The sequence below is a fragment of the Mycobacterium sp. FW102-FHT13B02 genome (genome assembly GCF_058790275.1).
This window is the reverse complement of sequence record NZ_JBYTCM010000003.1, coordinates 194,056-213,953: the sequence shown is the minus strand read 5'-3', so window position 1 is coordinate 213,953 and position 19,898 is coordinate 194,056. Positions and strand designations below refer to the sequence as shown.

22 protein-coding genes are annotated in these 19,898 nt (G+C 65.2%); 6 read left to right on the top strand and 16 right to left on the bottom strand.

Annotated features, from left to right (window positions below; genetic code table 11):
* Positions 1 to 2 precede the first annotated feature (2 nt).
* The 6 genes from AC3WTE_RS06685 to AC3WTE_RS06660 form a co-directional block, all read right to left on the bottom strand.
* On the bottom strand, positions 3 to 908 hold the full coding sequence (locus tag AC3WTE_RS06685; protein ID WP_492436567.1) for a hydroxymethylglutaryl-CoA lyase: 906 nt from the start codon (positions 906 to 908) through the stop codon (positions 3 to 5).
* The gene (locus AC3WTE_RS06680) at positions 905 to 2,110 is read right to left on the bottom strand and encodes a CaiB/BaiF CoA transferase family protein (protein WP_492436566.1); all 1,206 of its coding nucleotides are present in this window, start codon (positions 2,108 to 2,110) and stop codon (positions 905 to 907) included. Before AC3WTE_RS06680 ends, AC3WTE_RS06685 begins: the two co-directional genes overlap by 4 nt.
* Positions 2,107 to 3,297, bottom strand: coding sequence for an alpha/beta hydrolase family protein (locus AC3WTE_RS06675; protein WP_492436565.1), 1,191 nt, complete (start codon positions 3,295 to 3,297; stop codon positions 2,107 to 2,109). Before AC3WTE_RS06675 ends, AC3WTE_RS06680 begins: the two co-directional genes overlap by 4 nt.
* Positions 3,298 to 3,331: 34 nt before the next feature.
* On the bottom strand, positions 3,332 to 4,423 hold the full coding sequence (locus AC3WTE_RS06670; RefSeq protein WP_492436564.1) for a homogentisate 1,2-dioxygenase: 1,092 nt from the start codon (positions 4,421 to 4,423) through the stop codon (positions 3,332 to 3,334).
* 87 nt (positions 4,424 to 4,510) lie between these two features.
* Positions 4,511 to 5,668, bottom strand: a complete 1,158-nt coding sequence (locus AC3WTE_RS06665) for an acyl-CoA dehydrogenase family protein (RefSeq protein ID WP_492436563.1) — start codon at positions 5,666 to 5,668, stop codon at positions 4,511 to 4,513.
* Between the two features lie 34 nt (positions 5,669 to 5,702).
* On the bottom strand, positions 5,703 to 6,293 hold the full coding sequence (locus AC3WTE_RS06660) for a TetR/AcrR family transcriptional regulator (protein ID WP_492436562.1): 591 nt from the start codon (positions 6,291 to 6,293) through the stop codon (positions 5,703 to 5,705).
* 290 nt (positions 6,294 to 6,583) lie between these two features.
* On the opposite strand from AC3WTE_RS06660, the gene AC3WTE_RS06655 reads away from it, so the two are divergent.
* Positions 6,584 to 7,573, top strand: coding sequence for an esterase family protein (locus AC3WTE_RS06655; protein WP_492436561.1), 990 nt, complete (start codon positions 6,584 to 6,586; stop codon positions 7,571 to 7,573).
* 94 nt (positions 7,574 to 7,667) lie between these two features.
* Here the strand turns inward: AC3WTE_RS06655 and AC3WTE_RS06650 are convergent, their stop codons facing one another.
* From AC3WTE_RS06650 to hisN, 3 genes are all read right to left on the bottom strand, one after another.
* Entirely contained in the window at positions 7,668 to 8,879 is a 1,212-nt protein-coding gene (locus AC3WTE_RS06650) for an acyl-CoA dehydrogenase family protein (protein WP_492436560.1), read from the bottom strand.
* A gap of 46 nt (positions 8,880 to 8,925) precedes the next feature.
* A complete protein-coding gene (locus AC3WTE_RS06645; RefSeq protein ID WP_492436559.1) occupies positions 8,926 to 10,332 on the bottom strand; it encodes an acyl-CoA dehydrogenase family protein in 1,407 nt (468 codons plus the stop codon).
* Between the two features lie 157 nt (positions 10,333 to 10,489).
* The gene (hisN, locus tag AC3WTE_RS06640; protein ID WP_492436558.1) at positions 10,490 to 11,266 is read right to left on the bottom strand and encodes a histidinol-phosphatase; all 777 of its coding nucleotides are present in this window, start codon (positions 11,264 to 11,266) and stop codon (positions 10,490 to 10,492) included.
* Between the two features lie 58 nt (positions 11,267 to 11,324).
* Between hisN and AC3WTE_RS06635 the strand changes: the two genes are divergently transcribed.
* Together AC3WTE_RS06635 and AC3WTE_RS06630 are read left to right on the top strand one after the other, a co-directional pair.
* Positions 11,325 to 11,642, top strand: a complete 318-nt coding sequence (locus AC3WTE_RS06635) for a hypothetical protein (protein WP_492436557.1) — start codon at positions 11,325 to 11,327, stop codon at positions 11,640 to 11,642.
* A gap of 212 nt (positions 11,643 to 11,854) precedes the next feature.
* Positions 11,855 to 12,211, top strand: a complete 357-nt coding sequence (locus AC3WTE_RS06630) for a hypothetical protein (RefSeq protein ID WP_492436556.1) — start codon at positions 11,855 to 11,857, stop codon at positions 12,209 to 12,211.
* Positions 12,212 to 12,256: 45 nt separating this feature from the next.
* Here the strand turns inward: AC3WTE_RS06630 and AC3WTE_RS06625 are convergent, their stop codons facing one another.
* From AC3WTE_RS06625 to AC3WTE_RS06595, 7 genes are all read right to left on the bottom strand, one after another.
* On the bottom strand, positions 12,257 to 12,910 hold the full coding sequence (locus AC3WTE_RS06625; protein WP_492436555.1) for an HD domain-containing protein: 654 nt from the start codon (positions 12,908 to 12,910) through the stop codon (positions 12,257 to 12,259).
* Positions 12,907 to 13,029 (bottom strand): hypothetical protein, encoded by a 123-nt coding sequence (locus tag AC3WTE_RS06620; protein ID WP_492436554.1) that lies wholly within the window; start codon positions 13,027 to 13,029, stop codon positions 12,907 to 12,909. Before AC3WTE_RS06620 ends, AC3WTE_RS06625 begins: the two co-directional genes overlap by 4 nt.
* Before the next feature lie 99 nt (positions 13,030 to 13,128).
* On the bottom strand, positions 13,129 to 13,416 hold the full coding sequence (locus AC3WTE_RS06615; RefSeq protein ID WP_492436553.1) for a WXG100 family type VII secretion target: 288 nt from the start codon (positions 13,414 to 13,416) through the stop codon (positions 13,129 to 13,131).
* 2 nt (positions 13,417 to 13,418) lie between these two features.
* Positions 13,419 to 13,739 carry a WXG100 family type VII secretion target gene (locus AC3WTE_RS06610; protein ID WP_492436552.1) on the bottom strand — a complete coding sequence of 107 codons (321 nt, stop codon included), beginning with the start codon at positions 13,737 to 13,739 and terminating at the stop codon, positions 13,419 to 13,421.
* Positions 13,720 to 14,223: a hypothetical protein gene (locus tag AC3WTE_RS06605; RefSeq protein ID WP_492436551.1), complete on the bottom strand. Its 504-nt coding sequence runs from the start codon at positions 14,221 to 14,223 to the stop codon at positions 13,720 to 13,722. Before AC3WTE_RS06605 ends, AC3WTE_RS06610 begins: the two co-directional genes overlap by 20 nt.
* A complete protein-coding gene (locus AC3WTE_RS06600) occupies positions 14,220 to 15,545 on the bottom strand; it encodes a WXG100-like domain-containing protein (RefSeq protein WP_492436826.1) in 1,326 nt (441 codons plus the stop codon). Before AC3WTE_RS06600 ends, AC3WTE_RS06605 begins: the two co-directional genes overlap by 4 nt.
* Positions 15,546 to 15,681: 136 nt before the next feature.
* Positions 15,682 to 17,067: an FAD-dependent oxidoreductase gene (locus AC3WTE_RS06595; RefSeq protein ID WP_492436550.1), complete on the bottom strand. Its 1,386-nt coding sequence runs from the start codon at positions 17,065 to 17,067 to the stop codon at positions 15,682 to 15,684.
* 149 nt (positions 17,068 to 17,216) lie between these two features.
* Here AC3WTE_RS06595 and prfB point away from each other — a divergent pair, with 149 nt between their 5' ends.
* The 3 genes from prfB to AC3WTE_RS06580 are packed head-to-tail and all read left to right on the top strand — an operon-like array spanning position 17,217 to position 19,853.
* Positions 17,217 to 18,332, top strand: a complete 1,116-nt coding sequence (gene prfB / locus AC3WTE_RS06590; protein WP_492436549.1) for a peptide chain release factor 2 — start codon at positions 17,217 to 17,219, stop codon at positions 18,330 to 18,332.
* A complete protein-coding gene (locus AC3WTE_RS06585; RefSeq protein WP_492436548.1) occupies positions 18,325 to 19,323 on the top strand; it encodes a mechanosensitive ion channel family protein in 999 nt (332 codons plus the stop codon). Before prfB ends, AC3WTE_RS06585 begins: the two co-directional genes overlap by 8 nt.
* Positions 19,320 to 19,853 (top strand): Rv3103c family proline-rich protein, encoded by a 534-nt coding sequence (locus tag AC3WTE_RS06580; protein ID WP_492436547.1) that lies wholly within the window; start codon positions 19,320 to 19,322, stop codon positions 19,851 to 19,853. The genes AC3WTE_RS06585 and AC3WTE_RS06580 overlap by 4 nt, the downstream gene beginning before the upstream one ends.
* The last annotated feature ends 45 nt before the right edge of the window (positions 19,854 to 19,898 follow it).

The following is a 19,898-nucleotide window of genomic DNA, read 5'->3' as shown; positions in this document are numbered from 1 at the left end:
GCTCAGCCCAGCAGCCGGTCGCCCGCGCGCAGCAGCGCGCTGGGCAGCTCGTGGCCGACGACGCGCTGCGCCACCATGGCCGCATCGATGGCCAGGTCCAGGTTGATGCCGGTGTCGATGTCGCTGTCCCGCAACAGGTAGACCAGATCCTCCGTCGCGATGTTGCCTGTCGCGCCCGGGGCGAACGGGCAGCCACCCAATCCGCCCACCGACGCATCGAGCCGGGTCACGCCGGCTTGCACGGCGGCGTAGGCACTGGCCAGACCCGCCCCGCGGGTGTTGTGGAAATGCGCGCCGAGGGGCAGGGCTCCGATGACGGGGCGGACCCGGGTGATCAGGTCGGTGACCCGTCGCGGGGTGGTGGTACCGATCGTGTCCGCGATGGCCACCCGGTCTGCACCGAATTCCAATGCCGCTGTGGCGATCTCGACGACCCGGATCGGATCGGTCGGGCCGTCGAAGGGGCAGTCCCAGGCCGTCGCGATGATGACCTCGGCACTCGCACCGCTGTCGTGGGCCAAGCCCACGATGTCGGCGATCAGTGTCGTGGAGTCGGCGCTCGACCGGCCGACGTTTGCCTGGCTGTGACTGTCTGCGGCAGACACCACGTACTCCAGGGAACGGATGCCCGCGGCGAGCGCGCGGCCCGCACCGCCGGGGCCGGCCACCAGCGCGGAGAACTCGACGCCGGGAAACGCTGCCAGCGCCGCTGCCACCTCGGGGGCATCGGCCAGCGCGGGCACCTTGGACGGCGACACGAAAGCGGTGGCCTCGATCTCTTGCACGCCCGTGGCGACGATGGCCTGGAGTAGTTCAAGCTTGGCGGACAACGGAATCGGGTCCTCGAGCTGAAGCCCGTCGCGCAGGCAGACTTCACGGATGGTGACGTAGGACGGCAGATCGGTCACAGCACGCCCTCCGCACGTAGCGCCGCCAACTGTTCGGCGTCGAGACCGAGCAACCGGCCGTACACCTCGTCGTTGTCCTGACCAGGGCGCGCCGATCCGGCGTTGCGGATGGTTCCGGGTGTGTCCGACAGCACCGGTACGACGCCAGGTCCCTTCACGTTGCGCTGCACACGCTCGTCCCAGTGGTCGGCAATCATGTTGCGCGCCTGCAGCTGTGGGTCTTGCACCACCTCGGCGACGGTGTTGATCGGCCCGCTGATCACCCCGGCCTCCGATAACGTGGCGATGATGTCCTGTGGCTCACGCTCGGCAGCCCAGCCGCCGATGAGCTTGTCGAGTTCGTCCTGGTTGCGGCCGCGCGCCAGATGGTCGACGAACCGCTCATCGGTCGCCAATTCTGGCCGCCCCATCGCCTGGCACAGCCGCCGGAACACGGTGTCCTGATTGGCCGCGATCACCACCCAGCTGCCGTTCGCGCTCTGGTAGATGTTCGACGGTGCGATGCCTTCGAGGCGGGTGCCGGACGGCCCGCGCACCACGCCACCGATGTCGTAGTCGGGGATGGTGGATTCCTGGATGGCCAAACAGGATTCGGTCAGCGCGGTGTCGACCACCTGCCCCTCACCGGTGACGCTGCGCCGATACAGCGCGGCAAGCGCTCCCTGCGCGGCAAACATGCCGGCGAGGCTGTCGCCCAGCGACAGCGCCAGCCGCGGGGGAGGTCCGCCGGGAAAGCCGTTCATGTGCCGCAGCCCGCTGGCCGCCTCGGCGACCGACGCGTAGCCGGCCTTGCCGGCGTCGGGACCGGTCTGCCCGTAACCCGATACCCGCACCAGGATGATGCCGCGATTATGTTCGCGCAGCACGTCGTAGCCCAGGTTCCACTTCTCCAGGGTGCCCGGCCGGAAGTTCTCGACGATGACATCGGACTGCTTGACCAGCTCGAGGAACAGTGCCCGGCCGCGTTCGGTGCGCAGGTCCAGGGTCACCGCCTTCTTGTTGCGCGCGTGGACCGTCCAGAAGAAACGGTTTCCGTCGAGTTCGGCCTGACCCCAGGTCCGCAACGGATCGGGGGAAGCAGGCAACTCGATCTTGAGCACCTCTGCGCCCATGTCGCCGAGCAGCCGGCCCGCGAAGGGGCCCGAGATCAGGGTGCCGAGTTCGATGACCCTGACGCCGTCGAGTGCGCCGGTAGTGGTCATCTGGAGAACCCTTGCCGGTGTAGCCAATCCGTGCAGATCCCGACGGCCTGGCGCAGCGTGCCGCGCTGGTCCGGGCCGGAGTAGTAGTGGTTGGCGCCCGGGATCTCGTGCATCTCCTTATCGGGATGTCCGATGGCCTCGTACAGCCGCCGCGTGTGGCTCGGGGTGCAGGCGTCGTCGGCGAGGTTACCGATCACCAGCGTCGGCACCGCGATATCCGGGCCGGCCTTCACGGCGTCACCGTTGGCATCGTCATAGCTCCACTGTGACAGCCAGCTGCGCAACGTACAGAACCGGGCAAGGCCGACCGGGCTCATGTTCACCACTTGAGGGTCCCCCAGATAGCACTGCCCCGGGGTGCGGTCGTTGGGATCGACCGTGGGATCGAGCCAGCGTGGGTCGGCCATGGTGCCGTGGACGACGAACGCGAACTCGTCATCGGGGCGGCCCGCGGCCTTGAGTTCGGCGAGCTTTTCCTTGACCCACTTGGTGATTCGTCGATTCCGGGCGATCTGCGCGTCGTGGTACCGCTGCAGGAACTCATGGGTGTAGGGCGGCTGGTTCGGGTTGTCCGGGTTGTAGAGGTCGAGTTCCGGATCGCGCTTGGACGGGTCGTTCTCGTCGAGGATCGACGCGTCCATCCACTCGGTCATGGTGCCGTGCCGGCTGATGTGGGCGGCCAGCAGCATGAGACCGTCCGCCGGGATGAGACCCAGCTTCGTCAGGTCGGGCCCGTCGCCGGACGGGCTGGCCGTCACCGTCGGGTGCTGCGCCTGCTGCTGGTAGAACACCGACAGCGAGCCGCCGCCACTCCACCCGGCCAGTACGACCTTGTCGTAACCCAACCGGTTCTTGGCGTCCTTGATGCACTCGCCGAGGTCCTCGACCACCTTCTCCATCAGGAGCGCCGAGTCGGTGCCACGGAACCGGCTGTTGCAGTAGATGACGTGGTGGCCGGCGCGCGCCAGCGCGTTGATCATCGGCAGGTACGCGCCGCCGCCGATCGGATGCATGAACACCAGGACGGTGTCCGATGCCTTGTTCTTGGGCTTCAGTAGATAGCTCTCCAGCACCACGAGTTCGGCGACGCCGCCGTACACATCGCGCACCGACGAGTTGTTCTGGTACGCAACCAGATACGGGATGCGGTCATAGTCGTGCTTCACGGGTGAATCGATCGTTGTCATCGCTGTCCTTTGTTCTTCGCGCCAGCGCTCATCACTAGTGCTGTCCCAGGTCGTTGGCGAGGATTTCGGCGGATGGGGTGAGGCGCCGGCGGGTGTCGATGGCGATCACCGACCAGTCGACGCGGTCGTATTGGTCGAACTTGCGCCGGGCACGCTCGCGCGCGGCTTCCGGTGCGCCGTGGTGAACGCCTTGCGGCGCATGGGAAACCAGGCCCGGCGGCATCGGAATGCCGTACAGCGAGCCCGCGTGGAAGAACGCGATCTCGTCGTAGTCGACGTTGCGGTGATACCACGGCGTGCGCTCGGTACCCGGCACGCTCTCGGCGGGCTTGGGCAGGAAGTTCATCACGTAGACGCCGGTCGCCTGCATGAACAGGTGCACCGTCGGCGGGAGGTGCACGCTCTCGGACGTGATGACGGTGTAGTCCTCGATGTTGAAGGTGAACGGGAAGTTGTCACCTCGCCAGCCCTCCACATCGAGCGGATTGTGTTGGTAGAAGAGCGAAGTCGGACCGCCTTCATGCATCAGCCGGACCTCGTATTCGTCCCGGCCGTCGTCGTCGATCGGCTCCGGTTCAGGGATGGTGACCTGAGCCGGGTCGAATGGGAAGTGCCGTCCCAACGTGCCCGCCGGCGGTACCCGGAAGTCGTCGGTGGCCTGAATCATCAGCCACGTGCTCTCACTGTCCGGCACCTGCCGGAACGTGCATGCCTTGGGGAGGTAAACCCAGTCACCCTCGCGGTAGCGCAGCGGCCCGAACTCGGTCTCCAGCAGCCCAGAACCCTTGTGCACGAAAAGGAGTAGATCGCCGTCGACGTACCGGACGAAGAACGGCATCTCAGCGCTCCGCCGGCTCAGCAGCACCTGGCAGTCGGCGTTCGAGAACATCAGCAGGGGAGTGCCCTGAGGGTCCGTCGCGTCCGACGGCTTCAGCTCGGACGACAGCACGTCGGTGGGGCGCAGTGGGCCGACGGTGCGATACGCCGTGGGGTCGTTGCGCCGGTACATGTTGGCGGTGCGACCGACGAATCCGCCGCGCCCGAGCTCATCGTCCTTGAGGCCGTCCAGGTCGGCGTGTACCCGCTTCGGGGTCCGGCCTTTTCGCAGGTGGACGAATGATTCCATGCTGGGCTCCTCGTAGCTCACGCAGCAAAACTAAAAGTGACATTACTTTTGGTTCAGTTGGTAGGCAAGGACCAATTCGGGCAAACGTCAGACCATCGACGTCCGCGGAATCTTCATCCCGAGTGCGAGTGCGCCGGCCAGTTCCCGGCTGGTGTCGTAGTCGAACACCACGTGACCGGCCAGTACGTCGACGTCACGCTTGAACCGTTGCATCGGGCTGGACAGGAAGTGGATGCTGGCGCCGCCGGCACCGAGGAGATTGCCGATCACCGCGCGCGATTCGGCGACGATGTGGGCGGCTGTCAAGCGGGCCTGCGCACGGACAGCCTTCTCGACGGAATCGCCGGCGACGACGATCTCCTCGACCTCACCGACGGTGTCGGCGAGCAGGCCGCGCAGTGATCGCAAGCGCACGTGCGCTCCGGCCAAGTGCGCCTGGGCAATTGGCTTGTCCTTCTGCATGACACCCTCGTAGGGGAGCACCCGCTCGGCAAGTCGTTGCGCATAGATCTCGGTGACCCGCTCGGCGCTGCCGAGGGCGGGCATCGCCGCCAGTAGTGCCAGGGCGGGCACCATCGGCCAGCGGTAGGTGGCACTGTCGTGGAGTCCTGCGCCGGGAGCGGTGCCGGCATAGATGTCGGTCACCTTGACCAGACGGTGCTCGGGCACGAAGACATCGGTCGCGATGGCGTCGTTGGACCCCGTGGCCCGCATGCCGTCGGTGTGCCAGACGTCGTCGACGGTGACGTCGCCGATCGGCAGCAGGGCGAGGGCCGGGTAGATGCCGTCATCGGGGCCGCAGAGTGCCGCGACGATGATCCAGTTGCCGTGCATGACTCCGGTTGCCCAGGACCAACGTCCGGAAAGGCGGATACCGCCGTCGACGGGCAGCCCTCGACCCGTCGGGGCCAGCGGTGCCGGCGCGAGGAAGGACCGGCTGGCGAAGGCCTCCTGCTGGGCCTGCTCGCCGAACAGTGCCAGCATCCAGTTGTGCAGGGTCAGGAATCCGATGGTCCAGGCACTCGAGGTGCAGCCGTGCGCGAGGCGGCGGACCGGATCGAGGATGGCGGAGAACGGTGCCTGCTGCCCGCCGTAGCGGGCGGGTACCAAAAGTTCGGTGAATCCGGAAGCGATGAGGTCGCGCACGGTGTCGTCGGGAAGGCGGCGGAGTCTTTCCGCCTCGGCGGCGCGTTCGCCGAGTGCCGTTACGAATCCATCAGTGATGCCGGCCTGCGTACTCAACATGAGCCGAACCGTACCATACCTTTTGGTATGGAAGTCAGGTCGCGAGCATCAGATCGAGAAACCGCGCACTGCGGGCCGCCAGACGCGGATGCGGTGCGTCGCCTGCGAGGTGCAGGAATCCGATGCCGGCGGCGAACGTGGCGTCGGCCCGCAGCTCGGCCTCGTCGGCGTCGAAGCCGTAGTCCTCGAAGGCGCGTCGGACTGCCGCGAGGATGCGGCGGTCCGCGGCGCGCACACTCTCGGCGACGGCCTGGTCGGAGCGAGCCCATTCCCGCATCGCGCGTTCCAGCGTCCAGTGCCTCGGGCTGACCAGCGAATTCATCATCCGGATCAGTCGGTCCCGTGGTGGCAGCGCATCGATCTCCTCGATCTGGCTGCGGTCCGCATCGCGGAGCTCGCTCCAGCCCTGAACGAGAGCCGTCCGGTAGGCGGCGATGTTGTCGAAATGCCAGTAGAAGCTGCCCTTGGTGACCCCCAACCGAGCGCACAAGCGGTCGATCTTCAGGGCTTTCAACCCTTCCTCGGCGAGGATCGCGTACCCGGCCGCGAGCCAGTCATCAATGCCCAGCCGGTTGCCCGATCTGGTGTCCGGCAGCTCGTCGACGTCGTTCCGATCGCTCGTCACAAACGGCAGCCTACGGCCGGATGAACACCGCGTACCGCGAAGGCAAGGTGATAGCTGAACGGTACGAAGTCCGCAACAACCTGGTCTCAAGCGCGATTCGGGGGTTCCTCGGCATGTCGCATGCGTGTTTTACTGCCCACAGACAACTGAATCCATCGGTGCGTTCAGTTCCCGTACCAGGCTGAGCCCGCCGCACACGGCTGCGAGAAATCGCGGCCGTGCCACCAGCGCCGTCTGATCGCGCCGAGTGGGCACGATACCCGGTACCTGATACTGAAATGGGATTGTGAATGTTCGTTGACAAGATTCGCGGCCGCCTGGCACGCAGGATCGCCGGCGCCGTCTCGGCCGCCGTCCTGCTCCCGGGTCTCATCGGACTTGCCGGCCAGACAGCCACCGCAGGCGCGTTCTCGCGTCCCGGCCTGCCGGTCGAATACCTCCAGGTCCCGTCGCCGGCGATGGGACGCGACATCAAGGTGCAGTTCCAGAGCGGTGGTAACGGGTCGCCGGCGGTGTACCTGCTCGACGGTCTGCGCGCCCAGGACGACTACAACGGCTGGGACATCAACACCGCCGCCTTCGAGTGGTACCTCAACTCCGGTCTGTCGATCGTCATGCCCGTCGGTGGCCAGTCCAGCTTCTACAGCGACTGGTACAAGCCGGCTTGCGGTAAGGCCGGTTGCTCGACGTACAAGTGGGAGACCTTCCTGACCCAGGAGCTGCCGCAGTGGCTGCAGGCCAACCGCGAGGTCAAGTCGACCGGTATGGCGGCAGTTGGTCTGTCGATGGCGGGTTCGTCGGCGATGACCCTCGCCATCTGGCACCCCGAGCAGTTCATCTACGCCGGCTCGATGTCGGGCTTCCTCAACCCGTCCGAGGGCTGGTGGCCTTTCCTGATCAACGTCTCGATGGGTGACGCCGGTGGTTACAAGGCCGACGACATGTGGGGCTCGACGGGCGACCCGAACAACGCCTGGCAGCGCAACGACCCGATGGTCAACATCGGCAAGCTGGTCGCCAACAACACCCGCCTGTGGGTCTACTGCGGCAATGGCAACCCCAGCGAACTCGGTGGCGACAACGTGCCGGCCAAGTTCCTCGAGGGCCTGACCATCCGCACCAACCGCACCTTCCAGGACAACTACCTGGCCGCGGGCGGCAACAACGCGGTGTTCAACTTCCCCGACAGCGGTACCCACGACTGGGGCTACTGGGGCCAGCAGCTGCAGGCCATGAAGCCCGACCTGCAGCGCGTGCTCGGCGCCAACGCGTCGTCGTAACCGTCACCTCAACAACGAACAGGCCCCGGGAGCAATCCCGGGGCCTGTTCGTTTGTGCCGGTGAGCAGCTACCGCGCTCGCGACGGCGCTGCGGTCACTTGAGCTGTGCCGACGACAGGCCCAGCAGGCGGCGTGCCACCACGAGCTGCTGAATCTGCTGGGTGCCTTCGAAGATGTCGAGAATCTTCGAGTCACGCGCCCACTTCTCCAGCAGGGTGGTCTCGGAATAGCCGGTGGTGCCGGCCAATTCGACTGCCTTGAGGGTGACGTCAGTGCCCATGCGCCCGGCCTTGGCCTTGCTCATGGACGCTTCCTTGGAGTTCGGGACCTTGTTGTCGGCCTGCCAGGCAGCGCGCAGCGACAGCAGGTACGCGGCCTCCCAGTCGGACTCCATCCGCAGGAACTCGGCGGCCGGGGCGCTCTGCGCGTGCGCCGGCTTGTCGTAGGAGATCTCGATGCCCGCGTCGGTCAGGATCGCCCGCAGCTCCTCCAGAGCGGCGCGGCCCACGCCGATGGCCATGGCGGCCACCATCGGGCGGGTGTTGTCGAAGGTCTCCATGACCCCGCCAAAGCCCTTGTCCACCTTGACCTCCGGATCACCGAGGAGGTAGTCCTTCGGGATTCGGCAGTTGTCGAATCGGATGACCGCGGTGTCGGAGGCCTTGATGCCGAGCTTGTGCTCGAGGCGCTCGACGATGACGCCCGGGTGCTCACGCGGCACGACGAACGACTTGATGGCGGCCCGGCCCAGCGACTTGTCGACCGTCGCCCACACCACGATGTGGGTGGCGCGCGAGCCGGCGGTGACGAAGATCTTCTCACCATTGAGGACGTACTCGTCGCCGTCGAGCACGGCGGTGGTCGTGACCGCCGCGGAGTCGGAACCGAAGCTGGGTTCGGTGATGGCCATGGCGGCCCACACCTTGCCCCACTTGGACAGCTGCTCCTTGGTGGCGACCGCGGAGATGGCGGCGTTACCGAGGCCCTGGTAGGGCACGGTCAGCAGCAGGGCGACGTCGCCCCAGCTGACCTCGAGTGCGTTCAGCAGCGCAGACATGTTGGCGCCGTTTATATTTGCGTGCTTGCTCTTGGACTCGTTCGCCGAGAAGCCGGCACCGGCCACCGAGACGGTGTTCGATTCCTGCACACCCTCGAACAGGCTGGCCAGTGTGTCGAGCTCCGACGGGTAGGCGTGCTCGGCCAGGTCGTACTTCCGGGAGATCGGGCGGAGCATCTCGGCGGCGCCCAGGTGACCCGTTTCCGCGACCGCCTTCAGCTTGCGGGGCAGTTCCAAATTGATTGCCATGATTGGTCTTTCGGGAGAGTTGGAAGATTGAGGATCAGGGGCCGGTCTACAGGATGACGACACCCTCGGCGACGCCGACGGCCCGCAGATCGCGGTACCAGCGCTCGACCGGGTGTTCCTTGGTGTAGCCGTGACCACCGAGCAGTTGCACGCCGTCGAGGCCGATCTGCATGCCCTTGTCGGTGGCGAACCGCTTGGCCAGGGCGCCCTCACGCAGGAACGTCATGCCCTGCTCGGCACGGGACGCGCCGCGCCAGACGATCAGCCGCAGGCCGTCGAGTTCGATGGCGATGTTGGCGCACATGAACGCCACCGACTGGCGGTGGGCGATGGGCTCGCCGAACGCCTCGCGCTCCTTGACGTAAGGCACCACGTAGTCGAGCACCGCGTGCGACGTGCCGACTGCCAGTGCGGCCCAACCCAATCGGGACAGCGCGATGGCCTCGGAGTAGTCGTTGTCGGTGGCCTCGTCCTCGCCGAGACGGTTGGCCAGCGGAACCGCGACGTTGTTCAGCTCGATCTTGCCCAGCGCTGCGGCGCGGATGCCCATGCTCGGGTCGGCCGTGATCGACAGGCCCTCGGAGCTGGACTCGACGATGAACAGCGCCGGCTTGCCGTCGAGCTGCGCGCCGATGATGAACAGCTCGGCGTCTGCGGCGGCCGGAACCAGCGACTTGACGCCGTTGAGGCGGTAACCGCCGGGGGTCCGGATCGCGGTGGTCCGCAGCGCGGTCGGGTCGAACAGTGCGTGCGGCTCGGCGATGGCCACACATGCCTGCGGCACGTTCTCGCCGGCGAACGACGGCAGGTAGGTGGCCTGCTGGCCGGCGCTGCCCCAGCGGGTCAGCGCCGACGCCACGCCGCCGGGCGCCAGGATCGGCAGGGCCAGTCCCATGTCGCCGTAGGCCAGCGCCTCGGCGACCAGTGCCGTGGTGACGGTGTTCTGGGAGGCGGCGATGCCGTCGAACTCCTCGGGCACGTTGATCGCGGTGATGCCGAGCTCGGCGGACTTGGCGATCAGGTCCGCCGGGTAGGCCGCGGCCGCGTCGGCGTCGTGTGCGGCCGGCCGCAGGATCTCCTCGGAGAACTCGCGAACGGTCTCGACGATCATTTGCTGGTCTTCGTCCGGAGTCAGGTCGAAGTAATCCGAACCGCCCGGCTTCAGGCGCGTCGGGGCGCCATTGATTCCGGGAATGCGCTTGAACGTCCGGCCCGCGGCACCGGCGGTGGAGAACGCCGTCTTGACGCCGTACTTCAGGCCGCGGTTCATCGGGTCGCGCAGGTTGTACTTGTCGAGGAATTCCTGGCCGACAAAAGGAGTGATCAGCGCCAGACCGATGTCGGTCGCTGTCCGCTTGTGCCGTTGCAGGCCGATGGCGCTCTCCGGGCCCTTGCGCACGGGGCGCTGGGAGGAACCGGCAGCTGTGCCGTTCTGGGGAAGGGTGTTGGTCATTTCGACAGCCTCGCGTCGTTGGGGCAGTGCGTTATGACCGTATCTTACTCCGGAGTAAGGTACGACGCTCGTGTTATCAACTTCACATTTGCGGGCCGCGGGGCAGATGCCCGAAAACCCGCGCTGAGCGCGGGTTTTCGGGGGGTGGATGCCAGGATCAGGACAGGGCGGCGAGCACTTTTTCGTGGAGCAAGCCGTTCGTCGCGACGGCGCTGCCGCCGTGTGGCCCGTGGGCGCCGGCCAAGTTGGTGAACGACCCGCCGGCCTCCCGCACGACGACGTCCAGCGCTGCCAGATCCCACAGCTTGACCTCCGGTTCGACGGCGATGTCGACCGCGCCTTCGGCCAGGAGGCAGTACGACCAGAAGTCGCCGTAGGCCCGCACCCGCCACACCGCGTCGGTCAGCGCGACGAACGCCTCGCGGCGGTCCTCCCAGCCGGTGGTCAGATCTGAATAGGACAGACTTGCCGCGTCCAGTGCGTCGACACCCGATACCGAGATGCGCCGGGTCTGTCCGCCGAACGAGCTGAACGCACCCTGGCCCGTGCCGGCCCACCAACGGCGGCCGAGGGCCGGAGCGCTGACGACGCCGACGACCGGCACGCCGTCGTCCAGCAGGGCGATCAGCGTCGCCCACACCGGGACCCCGCGAACGAAGTTCTTGGTGCCGTCGATGGGGTCGATCACCCATTGCCGCCCGGCGAAAACCGCTGTGCCACCGTATTCTTCACCCAGCAGCGCGTCGTCCGGCCGCGCTGTGGACAGGGTCTCCCGCAGCACCCGTTCCACGGACTGGTCGGCATCGGTCACCGGCGTCAGATCAGGCTTGGTCTCGATGCGCAGATCCAGTGCGCCGAAGCGGTCCAGCGTCACGGCATCGGCCTGGTCGGCCAATCTCAGGGCGAGAGTGAGGTCGTCTGCGACATTGCTCATGCGCAATCCGCCTTCGCTACTTGCTGGGTACTCATGGGTGCAGTCCTACCATGAGTACGTGTGGGAATTCGTCGTGCTCATTGTCTTGCTCGGAGCGCTCGTGCTGCTGGCCGTTCCGTGGCTGCGGCGTACACGTAGCGGGGAAAGTGGCACGCTGCTGATCACCGGCGTCAGTCCACGGCCCGATGCCGCGGGGGAGCAGTACGTCACCGTCGCCGGAGTCATCAACGGCCCCAGTGTGAATGAGCACGAGGTGTACGGCCGCATCGCGATCGACGTGGCCAATTGGCCCGCCGTGGGCCAGCTGGTGCCCGTCATCTACTCGCCCAAGAACCCCGACAACTGGAACTTCGCGCCGCACGCCTCGCAGCCGTAGTCCCTCGGCTGTTCTCTCCCAAGCCGTCTGGAAGTTTGCTCAGCACTCTCTGTAATTTCCAGCGAATGGGCTAATTCTCCGGTTTCCCTGTGCTAATAGATTCACTATGCGAATAGCTAGCTATCGCATAGAGCTTGCTGATCCCTCGGTTGGCATCGCTCGCCATTGATCGTCAGCCAGAGTTTTTCCATAAGAAGGGGACCCGAACGCGCATGGCCAAGTCTCAGCTCTCGTCGTACCGCAGGACCGTGAAGATATTCGTGACGGTGCTGACGGGGTGCGGCCTCATGCTTGCGGCACCGGCCGGCATCGCGTCAGCTGGCACCAACCCGCTCGACGGGCTGGGCGGCGCGTTGAACGGTGAGGCTGGCTTCGCGCAGCACTTCGCCACCCACAACATCGGTGGACTCGAAGGCATTGCCGCGATCAACGCAAACGGACTTCAGGCCGGCGTCGGTTCCTTGAGCTCTGGCGTTCTTTCGGGAACGACGGCCACCTCATCGCTGCTCAACTCGGGCGGCAACCTCACGACGTTCGCGGTCCAGGGCATACTGCGGCCCGGCCACTAGCCGGGTGCGCGCGTACAGGTTGTGAGAACTCGGGTGGATAAGCTCTCAGGCGCGCAGAGTGCGCAATTCGGCGGTGAGGTTGGCCCGCGCCGGAGCTTCCCATTCTGCGTGTCCGTGGGGCGTGCGAAACAGTGCTGGCCCAGCCAACAACGATGAGAGCAGGGCTGCGCGGCCCTCACGGAATTGGGCGTCGGGCACATGGGCGTACTCGGCGCGCACTGCCGCCACGTAGCGGGCGTAGCGATCGGCGGGAGACGCCAGGATGCGCAGGTCGGCGTCGCAAAGGGTTTCCCCGTTGCGGTCCCCGGGGCCAGGATCATGAGTGGCGGTCAGGCGTACGAGCCGCGCCACTTCGGTCACCAGGCTGTGCTCGACGTCCAGGTTGAATAGTTCACGTTCGGCGCGGGCGGCGCTTGCCAGCTCGTCGTCCGAGCGCCCGCGATAGACCACATCGTGATACCACGCCGCCAGCCGAACCGCAGTCGGGTCGGTCGCGTGTGCGGCCAACTGGTCAACACTGCGCAGAACATCGCACAGGTGGTCGAGGTCGTGGTAGCGCCGGGACGGTTCAGCCCACGACGCGATCACTGCTCGCCCCATCTCGGCAATGTCAACCGCCGCGCCGGCGTGAGGTGTGAGGAGTTCGTTCCAGGATCGGTGCAGTTCGCCGATCTGGCCGTCGGCGTTGTCCACTGTCACTGTGCGCCGTACAGCGTGAGTTGGATGGAGCGCACTGGTATGCGGCTGTTGTCTACGGCGTTCAACCGTTTGCTCATCGGCCGGCACGTCTCGGACATGAACCGATGCGATCCGCTCATGATCCGCCACCTTTCCTGCCGACTTCGTCGGATGCATGTTAGTCAGCTCATGCGCGACCGGCGCACCATCCTCACTTGCCATTAGGAGCTGGTGCCTGGTTATTGCCACATCGTCGTATTCGCGGACACGGCACGGTCGTAATTGTGGTGCGCATCATGCGCCGCCTGTCGTAGTTTCCCGACCGCCTCACGCATGTTTGACGCCGCTTGCATCCATTCGTCGTGGCGACTTTGATGAGCGTCTGCGGCCGATCCTGCCCATGTCTCGTGTAATCGTGAGACGAGTTGGTCCACGGTTGAAGTGACGGCCTCCGCGCTGTTGTCGAACGCTGCGAGCCTATCGATGAATGAAGACAGGTTTTCGAGTGTGACGCGATAATGGCTCACGATCAGATACTGCTTCCTGCGGAGTTGATATCATAGCCGCCGGCATGGTCCTGTTCGTCATATGCGATCGCTGCACGCATCAATTTCTCGGACGATTCGACGAGGCACTGCACCAGGATTGTCGCGCTGTCGTGCCACTCAGTCCATGCGTGCAAATAAGCGGATGCAGCCTTTCCTTCCCAGTTGTCTGACAGTTGTTCCCACTCCAGGGTTATTTGCGCGAGGTGCTCCCGAAGTTCAAGTGCTTGGTTGGCCACAGCCTGTGCGGCCTCGAAGGTGTTCTGAGTGTTGACCTGTAGTGGATTAGACAATCGAACCACCATGCCGCGCCCCTGCCGCCCCTGCCCATTCTTGCGTCAACCGTTGCCTGAGGTCTGGGTCAGCCTTCAAGCCGTATATCCACAAGCCAAAATCAAAATCTTCATATGAGCTCATGTCGAAGTTGAAATCATCCTCGACCCAGTCGCGGTGGTGGGGATATGTGAGGGATCTGGTGTATGACTCGTGCGTTATCGTCAATTGGGCGAGAGTCTCGTCGAGTTGAGTCCACTGCACATCGCATTTGGAGAGTGCGAATTGAGCATCATGCTCGAATCCGAGGACGAGTGTACGGAAGGAATTATCGAAGTTTACGACAATTTTTTCCGATCCCACAGTGCCGTATCGGCCGGATATTTCCAAAAATTTGAGGTCTTCCGGGGTATCGACGTGTCGGATGTTTTCGATTGTGTGAGTAGAAAGACGATAGTCCGCAACATCGAGCCACTTATCGTGCGAGAGTAACGTCAGTGTTTTGGTATCAGTCATTTTTGGCCCAATCCTAAATCGCCGCCGCCGGTGCGTTGCGATGCATCGATAATTTGTTGGTCGGTCTTTCCTTGCGCTTTGAGATAGTCGTAGGTTGGTCCGAGTGGGTCACCGTATTTTTCTTCGTTCCGACCATATATCTGGCTCTTCATCGGCTCTGGGGTCGCGTCTTTGTATTCTTGCCCGATTGCTCGCCGTTCCGCGTTGGCTGCTCGGGCGATCTGCTCGTCTGACGCACCCGCTTGCCGGAGTTCTTGCACGAGTGACCCAACCTTTTGTTGGACATCCTGGATGTAGTGCTGGCGAAGGGGTGGCAAATGCGCGGTGGCTGGGTCACCCGTAGGTTCGGTCAGGTCTTTTGCTGGATTCATAGCGGCTGAATCAGCCTCCGAGAACGACTCGACCTTGCTGACAGCCTGTTCGACTCCGCCCATCACGCCTTCAGTGGCCTCGGCTGCCTCCTCAGTGCCTTTGATAGCTAGGCGTGCGGTCTGCAATAGACCCCGGAAATCCTCGTATATCTCCATCACTCGTGCTGCCACCCGCGCGACGGCTGCGGACAAAGCGCCGTCGGTGAGGACGTCGAGCAGCGCAAGTCCAATGAGTTCTGCCGCTGCTTCCTCCATTTGGGAATGCGCGTCGTCGATGTGGTGAGCGTGATCGTCGCAATTTTGTGCCAGTTGGTCGTAAGTGCTGGCGACTGAATTGAGGCCGGTTTGCAGTTTGATCAAAGTTACGGTTGCCGAGTCGATCTCGGGGGAGATCTGATTCTCGATGATGGCGATGTTGCCCTGCATCTGGCTGGCGACGGAGCGCAGTTCAGTCGCCGCTGCGCGAAGTGATGTCGCCGCGGCATGTAGGCGATCCTGGTGCCCATTCGGCCAGATGTCACCGACGAGATGCTGGATTTTGGCCCACCACCACGGCTTGCTGCCGTCGTCGCCGCCCGCGGACGATGGCGGAGGTGCAAGGCACATTGAAACAAGGTTGGTCTTGGAGATCCCCAACGCTTCGGGGAGCGGCTTTGGACCCACCACGGATTGGCCATCTGCGTTCAGATGATTGACAGCGGTGGCATCGGTAAGTTCAGCGCAGTTCGCTACCGCGGCCACTGACGAATAGTGAGCTTGAAGTGCCCGGGCGAGTGCCGAGTCAAAGCTGTGGCCCCAGTCTTGGGCGGCTGGATCTGATCCAGCCATACCCCCGATAGATCCCATTGCGGCACTGACTTTGCTGTAGGAGTCAGATGCCGCGTTGGCGTTACCGGCCAGGCCTTTGGCTGCCGCACGCATTTGTGCTGCGTCAACTTTGATAACCGTCATCAACCGCAGCTGCAGCTTGTTCGTGAACCCGAAACTGCCTGCGCACCTCCCCTGAAACAATGCTAGGCGGAGATATCTGAAAGGTTCCTGTAGATATTGACGGCCAGCTTTCGGTTGAGGTGCCGGTGCAACGGCCTCAGCCGTGCGCCACCCGCAACATCGCGGCGACATCGGTCAGCTTCACGCGCGGCCGGTTGCCCTCGCCGGCGGACTGCTCGTGCGCGTCGATGAGGCGCCAGTGGTCATTGGTGACAAGTGCCGGCTGCCGGGACAGGAACCAGGCCTCCAGGTCCTCGCTGTGGGTCGTCCCGAAATCGGCCAACTCGGCGCCGCAGATGTCCTCGATCAGGGTGTTGACGGTGTCCTGCGAGTCCTTCTTGTTGCTGCCGATGACGCCCGACGGCCCGCGCTTGATCCAGCCGACGACGTACTCGTTGCGGCTGCCCTCGACCCGGCCCTCGGTGTGCGGGATGGTCGCGGCGCGCTCGTCGAACGGCAGGCCTTCGGTCGGGACGCCGCGGTAGCCCACCGCCCGCACTACCAGCTGGGCCGGCAGTTCCTCGCGGTGGCCGCTGTCCTTGGCGACGATCCGGCCGCCGTCATCGACCAACTCGTTGTGGCCCAACACGATTGACTCGACGCGCTTGGTGCCCTTGATCTCGATCGGGGAAGTCTGGAACTTGAAGACAATCCGGCGCCGGCGCCCCAGCGCGCCGCGTTCGGCGTAGCCACGCAAGATCTTGATGTTCTGCCGCACGGTCTTGCTCGCGGCTTCCAGTTCCGCGTCGGTGATGCCGTCGACATCAGCAGGATCGACGATCACGTCGACATCGGCCATGGCCGCCAGGTCGCCGAGCTCACGCAGCTCCAGGGTCGTGAACGGAGCCTGTAGCGGGCCGCGCCGTCCGACGATCACGACCTCGCGGACGCCGCGGGCGCCCAAGGCCGTCAACGCGTGGTCGGCGATGTCGGTGTTCGCGAGTTCGCCCGGATCGCTGACCAGGATGCGGGCCACGTCCAGGGCCACGTTGCCGTTGCCGACCACCACGGCCCGGTCCTGCGTGACATCGGGATTCATGCCCGCAAAATGCGGATGCGCGTTGTACCAACCGACGAAGTCGACGGCCGCCACACTGCCTTCCAGCTCCTCGCCGGGGATGCCGAGCGGTCGGTCCGACTGGGCGCCGATGGCGTAGATGACGGCGTCGTACCGCTCGGCTAGCTCTGCGGCCTGCACGTGCTCACCCACGGTGACGTTGCCGAAGAAGCGGAAACGCGGGTCGTCGGCGACCTTGTCGAACTGCGCCGTCACCGTCTTGATCTTCGGATGGTCCGGAGCCACGCCCGAGCGCACCAGTCCCCACGGGGTGGGCAGCATTTCGAGCATGTCGATGCGCACGTCGATCGGTTCTTCTGAATCGGCCTCGGAGGCGGCCTTGGCATCGGCGAATTTCAACAGTGACGCGGCAGCGAAAAACCCTGACGGGCCGGATCCGACAACCGCCACATGGTAAGGGCGCATACGTATGGTTTGCCTTCTTGTTCTGCTCAGTGCGCGCAAGGGGCTGTCGCGACGCGGCCGAGCGGCTTACACGGCGATGCTAAACCGGTCTGTGCGATCAGGGCTTGCAATGTGAAAGTCCGTCTCACTGGTCGGTACCCTCATCATTTGTGGACCTCGACCGTCAAGCCGACATTGCCGCCCTCGACAGCACTCTGACCACTGTGGAGCGGGTGCTCGACGTCGAGGGTCTGCGCGCGCGAATCGCCAAGCTCGAAGATGAGGCATCCGACCCCAAGCTGTGGGACGACCAGGCCAACGCCCAGAAGGTGACCAGCAGTCTGTCGCACGCGCAGGGCGAGCTGCGGCGGGTCGAGGAGCTGCGCGGACGCATCGAGGACCTGCCGGTGCTCTATGAGTTGGCCGAGGAAGAAGAGGGCGCGGCCAAGACCGACGCCATCACCGACGCCGACGCCGAATTGGCCAAGCTGCGCGAGGACATCGAGGCGCTCGAGGTTCGAACGCTGCTCTCGGGGGAATACGACGAGCGGGAAGCTGTCGTCACCATCCGCTCCGGCGCCGGTGGTGTGGACGCAGCCGACTGGGCCGAGATGTTGATGCGAATGTACATCCGCTGGGCCGAGAAGCACGGGTATCCGGTCGAGGTCTTCGACACGTCGTACGCAGAGGAGGCGGGCATCAAGAGCGCGACCTTCGCGGTGCACACGCCGTTCGCGTACGGAACGCTGTCGGTCGAGCAGGGCACCCACCGACTCGTGCGCATCAGCCCGTTCGACAACCAGAGCCGCCGTCAGACGTCGTTCGCCGACGTCGAGGTCCTGCCGGTCGTCGAGACCGCCGACTCCATCGACATCCCTGAAGGCGATGTGCGCGTGGATGTCTACAGGTCCAGCGGTCCAGGTGGTCAGTCCGTCAACACCACCGACTCGGCGGTCCGGCTGACGCACATCCCGACGGGCATCGTCGTGACCTGTCAGAACGAAAAATCGCAGCTGCAGAACAAGGTTTCCGCGATGCGAGTGCTCAGCGCCAAGCTGCTGGAACGCAAACGTCAGGAAGAGCGGGCCGAGATGGACGCCCTCAAGGGCGACGGCGGCAGCTCCTGGGGCAACCAGATGCGCTCGTACGTGCTGCATCCCTACCAGATGGTGAAGGACCTGCGCACCGAGTTCGAGGTCGGCAACCCGGCCGCGGTGCTCGACGGCGATATCGACGGCTTCCTGGAGGCCGGCATCCGCTGGCGCAACCGGAAAGACGATGACTAATTTCTCTCTGATTGCCGCCGGCCAACCGGAGTCATTCGGTTGGTGGGCCGGGCAGTGGCACGACTTCTGGCGAGGCTCCATCGGCGAGTGGATCATCACTCGCGGGCTGCGGATCGTCATGCTCGTCATCGCGGCGATGCTGATCTCGCGGTTCGTCGGCTGGCTGACGCACCGGATCACCTCCCGCATCGACGCGCGTTTCCAGGAGAGTGACGCGCTGGTGCGGTCGGAGACCACCAAGCACCGACAGGCCGTCGCGTCGGTGATCTCGTGGGTGACCATCGCGCTGGTGTCGGTGGTCGTGTTGGTCGACATCACCGAAATCCTCGGGATACCCATCGGCTCGCTGGTCGCCCCGGCAGCGGTGTTGGGTGCCGCGCTGGGCTTCGGTGCGCAGCGCATCGTGCAGGATCTGCTGGCCGGGTTCTTCATCATCACCGAGAAGCAGTACGGCTTCGGTGACCTCGTCGCACTGACCGTCAGCGGTATCACCGTGCCGGCGGAAGGCACCGTCGAAGACGTCACGTTGCGCGTCACCAAGCTGCGCTCCAGCGACGGCGAGGTCTACACGATCCCGAACGGGCAGATCGCCAAGACCGTCAACCTGTCCAAGGACTGGGCCCGCGCGGTGGTAGACATTCCGGTGCCCACGACTGCCGATCTGGGCAAGGTCAACGACGTGCTGAACCGGGTGTGCGAGCGCGCGATGGAGGACCTGAAGCTGCGGGCGTTGCTCCTGGACAAGCCCCAGCTAATGGGTGTGGAGAGCATCGAACTGGACACCGTGAACCTGCGGATGGTGGCGCGGACGCTGCCCGGCAAGCAGTTCGAGGTCGGCCGTCGGCTGCGCGTCATGGTCGTCGCCGGGCTGGGCCGACTCGGCATCGAGAGTCCTGCCGAACACAAGCCTGAGGTGGAAGTCATGGTGCATCCCGCCACGGTCGGCGGCGCGGAAGACAAGACTCAGGGGCCGGGGGACGGGCCGCGATGAATGCGTTGTCCCGCATCGCGGTCAAACGTGCCGACCGCGCCTGGCCCGCGTACATCCTGGGGCGGGTCCGGACGTCGACGGCCGGCCTGGTCGCGGCCTTCTTCGTGGCGTACTGGCTGCATCAGACCTATGCGCCGCCGCCACCACCGCCGACACCGCCGCCCGCGGTGGTGCCGCCCGGCTTCGTGCCCAACCCCGAGTACACCTGGGTGCCGCGTACCGATGTGAACCCGCGCCCGAGGACGACATACCGGCCGACGCCGACGGAGACCACCACCGACACAACCGAGACGACCACGACGACGACCACGCCGAGCACGACCACGTCGAGCACGTCGGCGCCGCCTACGACGACCGTCATCACGCCCGCGCCGGGCATCCTGCCGCCGGTCACGCTGCCGGTGCTGCCCGGCCTGGCCCCGCCGCCACCGCCGGCCCCGCCGCCCGGCCCGCTCCCGGCTGCAGCGCCGCCCGACGGCCCGGTCACGACCACCATCATTTCGCCCGGTGCGGCACCGGCGGCGAGCTAGCACCATCAGCCTCACCCGTCACACCTCAGCCTCCGACTACACTGG